At 36.4% G+C, this 815-nt stretch carries 1 protein-coding gene and 1 pseudogene; both read left to right on the forward strand.

Going from position 1 to position 815, the window contains the following annotated elements:
* A pseudogene (locus tag ME3_RS07285) lies at nucleotides 1-400 on the forward strand (hypothetical protein); the annotation flags it as partial.
* A 182-nt stretch (nucleotides 401-582) separates the two neighbouring features.
* A partial coding sequence (locus tag ME3_RS06620; protein WP_007477731.1) for a hypothetical protein occupies nucleotides 583-815 on the forward strand: 233 nt, incomplete at its 3' end.

The following is an 815-nucleotide window of genomic DNA, read 5'->3' on the forward strand; positions in this document are numbered from 1 at the left end:
GGATAAGAACATGAGTATAGAAAAGAAATACGAGCTTACGGAAGAAAGTGAGAAGGTTGATAATTCAAGATTTGGAAAGAAATATAACTGCACTCTTCATCGTATTCGTGCATTAAGAGACTTTGGTGATGTTAAAGCTGGTGACATTGGTGGTTTTATAGAGAAAGAAGACAATCTTTCTCATGAGGGTGATTGTTGGGTTTATGACGGTTCATACGTTTCCGGCAATGCTATGGTGAGTGGTGATGAAAAGATAAAAGATACGGTAGTGTGTGATGATAATGTTATTACGTATGAAATGACATTCATGACACCACAGGAGTATATGGCCTCTCTTTCACGGTTACATAGGTTTTGGAAGCGGCTTTTTTATTATTGGCAGTACAGAATATGGATTTAATGATCAGGGGTATTCATACAATAACTTAAACAAGGTAAAAATAAGGACCCCCACCATCTGATTTTATTGATGGTTGTGCAGCGAGTAGGACAGATTATGAGCAAACCGATGGTCAACAATCATTAGGTGGATGAGATGAGCATCAGGTGTGATAACTTGCCGTATTGAATTGAAGAAAGATTATGAAAGCAAAGGAAATGTTAAAAGCAATTTATAGACGACTTTACAGATTGGTAAGTCGTAACAAAAGAATAGAGAATGCGCGTAAATCAATAGAAGAATATACAGAGGCAGTACCTTGTGAGGATAGTGCAGATGAGCTTTCAAGACAATATTCTAATCAAAAAAGAGCTCGTTCACTAAAAGAAGAATTGCATGATTTAAAATTTGATAATTGGATAGAGAGGTTTGGAGG

This window comes from Bartonella melophagi K-2C, from assembly GCF_000278255.1.
Classification (GTDB): Bacteria; Pseudomonadota; Alphaproteobacteria; order Rhizobiales; family Rhizobiaceae; genus Bartonella; species Bartonella melophagi.